General features: G+C 64.6%; 7 protein-coding genes. 6 read left to right on the forward strand and 1 reads right to left on the reverse strand.

Annotated elements, in window-relative coordinates; translation table 11 throughout:
* Positions 1-8: 8 nt before the first annotated feature.
* From GY937_12545 to GY937_12565, 5 genes are all read left to right on the forward strand, one after another.
* Complete coding sequence (locus GY937_12545) at positions 9-1,673, forward strand: 2,3-bisphosphoglycerate-independent phosphoglycerate mutase (GenBank protein ID MCP5057536.1); 1,665 nt, start codon at positions 9-11, stop codon at positions 1,671-1,673.
* 96 nt (positions 1,674-1,769) lie between these two features.
* On the forward strand, positions 1,770-2,636 hold the full coding sequence (locus tag GY937_12550) for an alpha/beta fold hydrolase (GenBank protein ID MCP5057537.1): 867 nt from the start codon (positions 1,770-1,772) through the stop codon (positions 2,634-2,636).
* Positions 2,637-2,679: 43 nt separating this feature from the next.
* Positions 2,680-3,606 (forward strand): methyltransferase, encoded by a 927-nt coding sequence (locus tag GY937_12555; GenBank protein ID MCP5057538.1) that lies wholly within the window; start codon positions 2,680-2,682, stop codon positions 3,604-3,606.
* 38 nt (positions 3,607-3,644) lie between these two features.
* Entirely contained in the window at positions 3,645-4,508 is an 864-nt protein-coding gene (locus tag GY937_12560) for an alpha/beta hydrolase (protein ID MCP5057539.1), read from the forward strand.
* Positions 4,509-4,553: 45 nt separating this feature from the next.
* The gene (locus GY937_12565) at positions 4,554-5,387 is read left to right on the forward strand and encodes a thioesterase family protein (GenBank protein ID MCP5057540.1); all 834 of its coding nucleotides are present in this window, start codon (positions 4,554-4,556) and stop codon (positions 5,385-5,387) included.
* Positions 5,388-5,871: 484 nt separating this feature from the next.
* On the opposite strand, the gene GY937_12570 is transcribed toward GY937_12565, so the two are convergent.
* Complete coding sequence (locus tag GY937_12570; protein MCP5057541.1) at positions 5,872-6,021, reverse strand: hypothetical protein; 150 nt, start codon at positions 6,019-6,021, stop codon at positions 5,872-5,874.
* Between the two features lie 294 nt (positions 6,022-6,315).
* On the opposite strand from GY937_12570, the gene GY937_12575 reads away from it, so the two are divergent.
* Positions 6,316-7,527: a M48 family metalloprotease gene (locus tag GY937_12575; protein ID MCP5057542.1), complete on the forward strand. Its 1,212-nt coding sequence runs from the start codon at positions 6,316-6,318 to the stop codon at positions 7,525-7,527.
* Positions 7,528-7,624 lie beyond the last annotated feature (97 nt).

The following is a 7,624-nucleotide window of genomic DNA, read 5'->3' on the forward strand; positions in this document are numbered from 1 at the left end:
GGCCCTTCATGGGCACTTCCGAGTTCGAGCTGAAGCCGCATCGGACCTTCCCGGGTGTCGCCGGGCCTGTCGTGGTCTGCGTGATGGATGGTGTGGGGATCGGCCGCCAGGACGCCTCCGATGCCGTCCACCTGGCGCGCACCCCCCAGCTCGATGGGCTGGCGGCCAGCGCTCCGGGGCTGCCGCTCGCCGCGCATGGCGTGGCCGTCGGCATGCCCAGCGACGACGACATGGGCAATAGTGAAGTCGGGCACAACGCCATCGGGGCAGGCCGGGTCTTCGACCAGGGCGCGAAGCTGGTGCAGCAGGCCATCCACTCGGGGAGCCTGTTCGAGGGCGAGAGTGGCCAGGTGTGGCAAGGCCTCACCGAGCGCGTGCGCCAGGCGAAGAGCACCCTCCACTTCCTGGGCCTGCTCTCCGACGGCAACGTGCATAGCCACATCCATCACCTGTTCGCCCTGCTGCGCCGGGCCGACCAGGAAGAAGTCCGACAGGTCCGCATCCACGTGCTGCTCGACGGCCGCGATGTGCCGAAGACCAGCGCCCTCGACTACATCGACGCGCTCGAAGAATTGCTCGAGACCCTGAATCGCAAGGCTGACCGCGACTACCGGATTGCCTCCGGCGGCGGCCGGATGCTCGTGACGATGGACCGCTACGAAGCGGATTGGAGCATCGTCGAACGCGGTTGGAAGACCCACGTGAAGGCCGACGCCAGGGCCTTCCCGGATGCCCGGACCGCCGTCCAGACCTTCCGCGACGAATCCCCGGGAATCATCGACCAGAACCTCCCCGCCTTCGTGATTGCGGATCACGGTGAGCCCCTGGGCCCCGTGCGCGACGGGGATGCCTTCGTGCTGTTCAACTTCCGAGGCGATCGTGCGATCGAGATCAGTCGCGCGTTCGACGATGCCTCTCTTTCTGCGTTCGACCGGGGCCTCCGCCCGGATGTCGCCTACGCCGGGATGATGGAATACGACGGCGATCTCCATGTGCCGGGCCAATACCTCGTCTCTCCCCCGACGATCGAGAGGACTCTCGGCGAGTACCTGGCCCGGAACGGCCACATGCAGATCGCGATCAGTGAGACCCAGAAATACGGCCACGTCACCTACTTCTGGAACGGCAACAGGAGTGGCCAGTTCGACGAGAGCCTCGAAACCTACGTCGAGATCCCGAGCGACACCCTGCCCTTCGAAGAACGCCCGTGGATGAAAGCCGCCGAGATCACCGACCGGCTGATTTCCGAGCTGCGCACGGGCCGCTACCGCCACGCACGCCTCAACTACGCGAACGGCGACATGGTCGGCCACACCGGTGCCTACGAAGCCTCCATCCAGGCCGTGGCCGCCGTGGACCTGCAGATCGGCCGCCTGATGCCGGTGATCGCCGAGCTCGAGGGCGCCCTCATCGTCACCGCCGATCACGGGAATGCGGATTTGATGTTCGAACTCGACAAGAAGACCGGCGAGATCAAGCGCGACGAAAACGGGCACCCCCAGGCCAAGACCAGCCACACCTTGAACCCCGTGCCCTGCTGGATCTACGCGCCCAACCACGAACTAGCGATGCGAAGCGTCCCAGGCGCGGGCCTCGCGAACCTGGCCGCCACCGTATTGCACCTGATGGGCTTCGACGCACCCGAGGACTATCACCGTTCTCTGTTGGAGTAGGCGCCGGCCAACGTGAGAAGGTCAACACTACTCGTTTTGATCTGTGTGGCCGGTGCCGTTGGGGTGAACGGCGTCGCGTTCCTACAAGCACGCGCCATGACCGCATTCGTCCTGGAGGGCGAAAAGACGGAGCGCCCCGAAGAGCTGTCCATCCTCGGGAAGATCCGGGTGATTCTCACGGGCGTGCGCGTTCCGCGACCTCGAAACGAAAGCGATCCGTCCTCCCTGGAACTGCCGTTCGAGACCCTCTACTTCGAGAATGACCGCGGTATCGAACTCGAAGCGTGGTGGATCGGAGAAGACGACAGATCGATCTCCGTCATCCTCTTTCACGGCTATTCCTCGAGTAAGGCATCGCTGCTGCCAATCGCGGAAGGCCTTGCGGCCCTCGGTGCGCGCTCTCTCCTGGTAGATTTCTACGGATCAGGCGGCTCCGGCGGCAACGGGACGACGATAGGGGTACTGGAGGCAAACGATGTCGTCGCGGCCCTTCGATTCGCCCGGTCGAAAAGGCCGGACGATTCGATCGTTCTATACGGCGTCTCTATGGGCGGCTCAGCTGTTCTGCGTGCAATTGCGCTGGAGGAAGCCAAGCCAGACGCAATCGTACTCGAATCACCCTTCAACCGGTTGTCGGCAACCACCGCTCGCCGCTTCGAGCTCATGGGTTTGCCAGCTTGGCCCCTGAACGAGTTGCTGCTGTTCTGGGGTGGAGTTCAGTCGGGCTTCGACCCGTTCGACCACAACCCCGAACAGTATGCCAGTGCCGTCCGGTGCCCAGCCCTCGTTCTCCACGGTGCCCTCGATACACGCGCAACCCCTGCCCAGGCGCGACGTGTGTACGATGCAATCTCCAGCGAGAAGACATTCGAGCTGTTCCCGAAGGCCGAGCACGAAGTCCTCGTAGTCGCCAACCGCAGGGCGTGGAGAAGAACGGTCGGGACCCTTCTCGATTCGTTGTAGGGTTCCTCCGCAGAACACCCCGAACGAACGGAGAATGAATGCCATGACGCTCCCGGACGGACTGAGCCGGACCACGGAGATGCGCGGCGACGAAATCTGGTTCGGCTTCGCAAACGGGCTTCGGATCAGGACAGATTCCTTGGCCAACCTGGATTCCAATCGCGTCCTCTCACTCGGCACGCCGCAAGGCGCCTTGATGAACCACCTGGTCCACCATCCCGAGACTGCCCGGGGGAAGCGAGTGCTCGAGCCCTTCGGCGGTTCTGGCGCTCTCGGCTTCATGGCGCTCAAAGTCGGTGCAGCGCATGTCGATTTCCTCGACATCAACCCACGGGCTTGCGAATTTCAGCGAGGCAACGCAGCCGAGAACGCGTTCGGCGCGGACACCTTCGACGTGATCGAGGGAGACATCGCCACGTTCGAGCCCGAGGCGCCCTACGACCTGCTGATTGCGAATCCTCCCTTCGTTCCAACCCCGGACGGAATCCCCGGCACCCTCACCTCCAATGGTGGGCCGGAAGGCAACCGCTTCGTTGAAATCCTCCTCCAAAGGTTGGAAGCACTCCTCGCGCCAACCGGCCGGGCGCTCATCTACGTCCTGCAATTCGTGGTTGGCGGAAAACCACTCGTCGCCAGATTGATCCACGAACAGGTGGGGAACCGCCCCGTCGTGCTCACGCCTTCGCAAGAACACCTCATTCCTCTCGACGCCTGGTGCGGTTCCTACGCTCGACTCTTTCCGGACGATGCGGCCGTCGCCCAGGCTTGGCACTCTGAACTGGCGTTGCGCCATGGGTCCGAGCTTTCCCTCTGTCACTATGTCATCGATATCGGACCGCGCTCGAGCGAGGCCACCTCCTGCGTCGTGCGGCACGATTTCGCCGCCAAGTTCGGCACGGCATTCTTCGTCCCCTCGGACCCGCCGGAGGAACTCGCCCTCGGTCGGGTGTTCGAGAACGTCCGCCGGTAGGCTCCGGTGGCCGCGAACCCGCTGGCAGGCAGACGACCATGTCCAACGATTCGAGTTCCCTCGCCGACACCGAAGTGCACTACCTGGCTTCGGAAGCCGTCGGCGACGAATTCAAGCTCTTCGTGGGGCACTGTCCGGGCGAGGCCGCGGCGAAAGAGCCGCCGGTGGTTCTCTTTCTCACCGACGCCAACGGAACCTTCGGAAGCGCGATCGACATCATTCGCAGCATGCAGCTCGCCCAGCACCTGCCTTCGATGGTCGTCGTCGGGATCGGCTACCGACGCGGCGGGCTCGCGGACACCCTCGATCTGCGCACCCGCGACCTGACGCCGACCGTCGATCCGGCGTTCGTGGAGTTCTTTCCGCAACAACGAGAGACCGGCGGAGCCACGAACTTCCTGGCCTTCATCACCGAAGAGCTGAAACCGTGGGTGAGGGAGCGACTCGCCGTGGATCCGGATCGCTCCGTGTACTTCGGCCACTCCTTCGGCGGCCTGTTCGGCGTGTTCACCTTGCTGACGAAACCGGAGACCTTCGAGCGATACGCCATCGGCAGCCCTTCGCTCTGGTGGAACGCTGGCACATCGTTCGATCTGGAGGCGGCCTATGCCGAGGCCCATGCGGATCTCGACGCGAAGGCCTACTTCGGCATCGGCGCCCTCGAGACCCAGAAGGGGCGTCATCGGGAATCCCGGAATCTCCCGGAGGAAGCGAGAGCCCGCTCGAACGCCATCTATATCGACATGGTCGACGACATGAAGCGCTTCGTCGAAACCCTGGAAGCGCGCCGATACCCGAGCCTGCGAATCGAAGCCGAGGTCTTCCCCGACGAGTTCCACGTGACCGTACCCACACTGAACCTCTCGCGAGGCCTGCGCCAGCTATTCGACGCGCCGGGGTGAACCTGGATCGCCGGGTGCCGTAGGTTCATTCATTCGAGGGAAAGCATGGGCAACTTCATCGAGCAGACCGCGGTCAAAGAAACAGGAGAGCGATGTTACCAGGCGATGCTCCACCCGGATTGGATGACCTGGGGACCTGCTGGTGGATACGTCGCCGCGATCGCCCTACGTGCGGCCGGGAGGGCGACCCGCTTCCGGCGCCCGGCGAGTTTCGTGTGCCAGTTCCTGAGTGTCGCACGCTTCGAGCCCGTCGAGCTTCGTGTCGAGACCTTGCGCGGAGGACGCCGCACCGAAGCGCTCCACGTCGCCATGACACAAGAGGGCAAACCGATCCTCGACGCGAACGTCTGGGCCGTCGAAACGGACGAGGGAATGGAACATGACTTCACCGAGCCGCCGGAGGTTCCTGGCTACGCCGAACTACGGGACGTTCGCGAACTCGATCCGGCACAGCCCCAACTCGGCATGTTCCAGAACCTCGACCGGCGCCCGATCGACTGGAAGCCCGAGGCCGAAAGGGAGCCCGGCGAGCCCGTGATGCGTGCCTGGTGTCGCTTTCGTCCGAATCCGGCCGCGAAGGATCGATTCGACGATGCGGCGCGATCCGTGATCCTGCTGGATGCGTTCAGCTGGCCGGCAACCTGGCCCGCCTACCCGTCCGAGGAGCCTTCCCCTTGGATTGCTCCGAATCTCGACTTGCACGTCCGCTTCCACCACGACGCCCGGAAGGACGACTGGTTGCTCTTCGAATCCCGCGCCGAACTCGCGGCCGAGGGACTCATCGGAACCGGCGGGACGATCTGGAACCGGGACGGGAAACTGATCGCCGCAGGTTCGAGCCAGCTCTTCTGTCGGCCGCGGCCGGAGCGCTTTCGGTAGTCAAGAACGAAATGGAAGTGTCGCCGGCTGGCGTCCAGGTTCGAGCAGCCGGTGCCGAACTGGTTTCAAAGACAGCCAAGCCGGCCCCAACCTATCGCGGCCAGGCAGCAGTTGTCGCCTCCCGGTCCTGGCTCGAACCTGCACCCGGGCACCAATGCGGCGACTCCCGCGTAACCTCCTTGGTGGTTCTCCTCACGTCGGTCACGTCTGCGGGACCCTGTTGCCGAGCAGGAACGCCACCAGCCAGAGAAGACGCTCCTTCACCAGGCCATTCGCGAACAACTCGAGGCCTTGCTTTCCAGAGCCCGCGCCGGAGGATAGAACTTCGGACCCTTGAGCTACCGAAGAGGGCTCACCGACCAAACACCCTCCCAAACACGGGACTTCCCCATCCCGCGCATCGTGCTCATCGCTCCAGACACCGTGGTCTTCGACCGGAACGCCGACCGCGAACGCAGGTATTCCACGATCTGCTCCCCAACCCCTACTCGAGGCGCGGTCGCGGACGGTGTCGCTTCAACCACGATCCCCAGCGATCCAGCTCACCGCGGATCGGCTCCACGCTCGGGTCCGCGAGGGCTCTCATCCGACGCGCCTCCACGTACCCATCCACCAGACGATCCCACCGCCGCATCTCGCCTCCCTTCGAACCTATTCGTCGAGAGGCCCCACGGGGCACTCCCCAACGTGACCCATATTCTGCTTCGCCTCAGGGGAGCCCCAACCGCGCACGTTTCGACGAAACACCGCAACCGTTATGACAGCCTCCGTGGCCGGGTAGAGGCCGGGAATCGCACAGACCAATTTGACCGTGAGGGGGGATCAACCCTGTCTCCGGGCCACTCCGGATGGCAGGCCTCCTGAGGGCCGTGGGACGGTTCCTCCGACCGGGCCTCATTCTTCTTTGACGCACCGTCGATAGAGAGGCATGCCCGAGCCTGCTAGCGCGTTGGAAGCCGTTCGGCCGCTGCTTCCGGCTTGGACCGGTTGGGCAAGCCTCGCGATCCCGCCGGCAGCCTTCGGAATCAGTGCCACCGCCACGTGGTTTGCGGGGCGGGTGACGATCGGCCCTCTCCGGAAGATGAGCGGCGCCTGCTGGGTGGAACGTGCGCGTGCGGCGCACCCTCATCGCAGGATTGCCGGGGCGATGGCACTGGCTCCCGCCTTGATGCTGGCGATGGCGAGCCTGGATCTCAGCGGACCCCTTAGCCATACGCCGCGCAGTCTCCTGTTTGCCCTGACGGCAGTGTCGGCCTATGTGGGCTCTTTCACAGCACGTCGGGGCTTCGCGGGGGAGATCTCTGGTCGGCGCGCTTCGCTCGGGCACGATCTGTTGCGCGAGATTGGGCCTCTCGTGCTCGTGGCGCCTCACGTGGTCGGTCTCTTCGTCCTGAACGCGATCGTGGAGCCCGAACCTGGAGCCGGCACCTGGGCGGCGCTCGGCTTGGGCGCGTCTGGCTTCGCCCTGGCGTGTTGGGCTGGTGGCCTTCCGCTCTTGTGCTGGCTGGGTGTTGCGCGAAGTGCCGACGCCCAGCTCGCCACGATAGTCGAGAGTGCGGCCGATCGCACCGGCGTTCGCCCCAGCGGCGTCTACGTCGTGCCGATGCATGGGCCAAACGCCTTTGCGTTTCCACTGAGCCAGCGTCTCGTCTTCAGCGAGCAAATCACGGACACAATCGACGACAACGAACTGGCAGCGATCGCCGGGCACGAACTGGGCCACCTTTCAGAACGGTGGCCTGCTCGGCTGGCGCGCGTGGCCGGTGTCTTTGCCCTGCTTCCGTTCGGGTTCGTCGCCCCGATCGGCTACTCGATCGGCACCTCCGGGATTTTCTCGTTGCTTGGCACCTACTACCTGATCATCTTTTTCCTGGTTCGCGGCGTCCGTGGGCTCGAGCAGCGCGCGGACGAGGTGGGGCGGGGCTGCGAGGCGAACTCGGGCGACTACGCGCGCGCCCTCGAGGCCCTCCACGAAGCCAACCTAATTCCGGCGGTGACCGGCAGCTCGAATCCAACTCATCCGGATCTCTACGATCGCCTGCGTAGTTCGGGGTTCGAGCCCGCGTACCCACGCCCGGCGCCCCCAAGCCGGCCACGCCTCCTAGGAGTCTGCGCGGTAGAAGCGAGATCGGCCGCGTAGCGTGGGATTCTCGGTTGAATTGTTGCGGTGAGTAGGGTCTGGGGCGCCCGGGACCGCGAAGGCTCCGGATCGGGTGTGAGCCGGGGTTGCCCTGGAA

This window comes from bacterium, from assembly GCA_024228115.1.
Classification (GTDB): domain Bacteria; phylum Myxococcota_A; class UBA9160; order UBA9160; family UBA6930.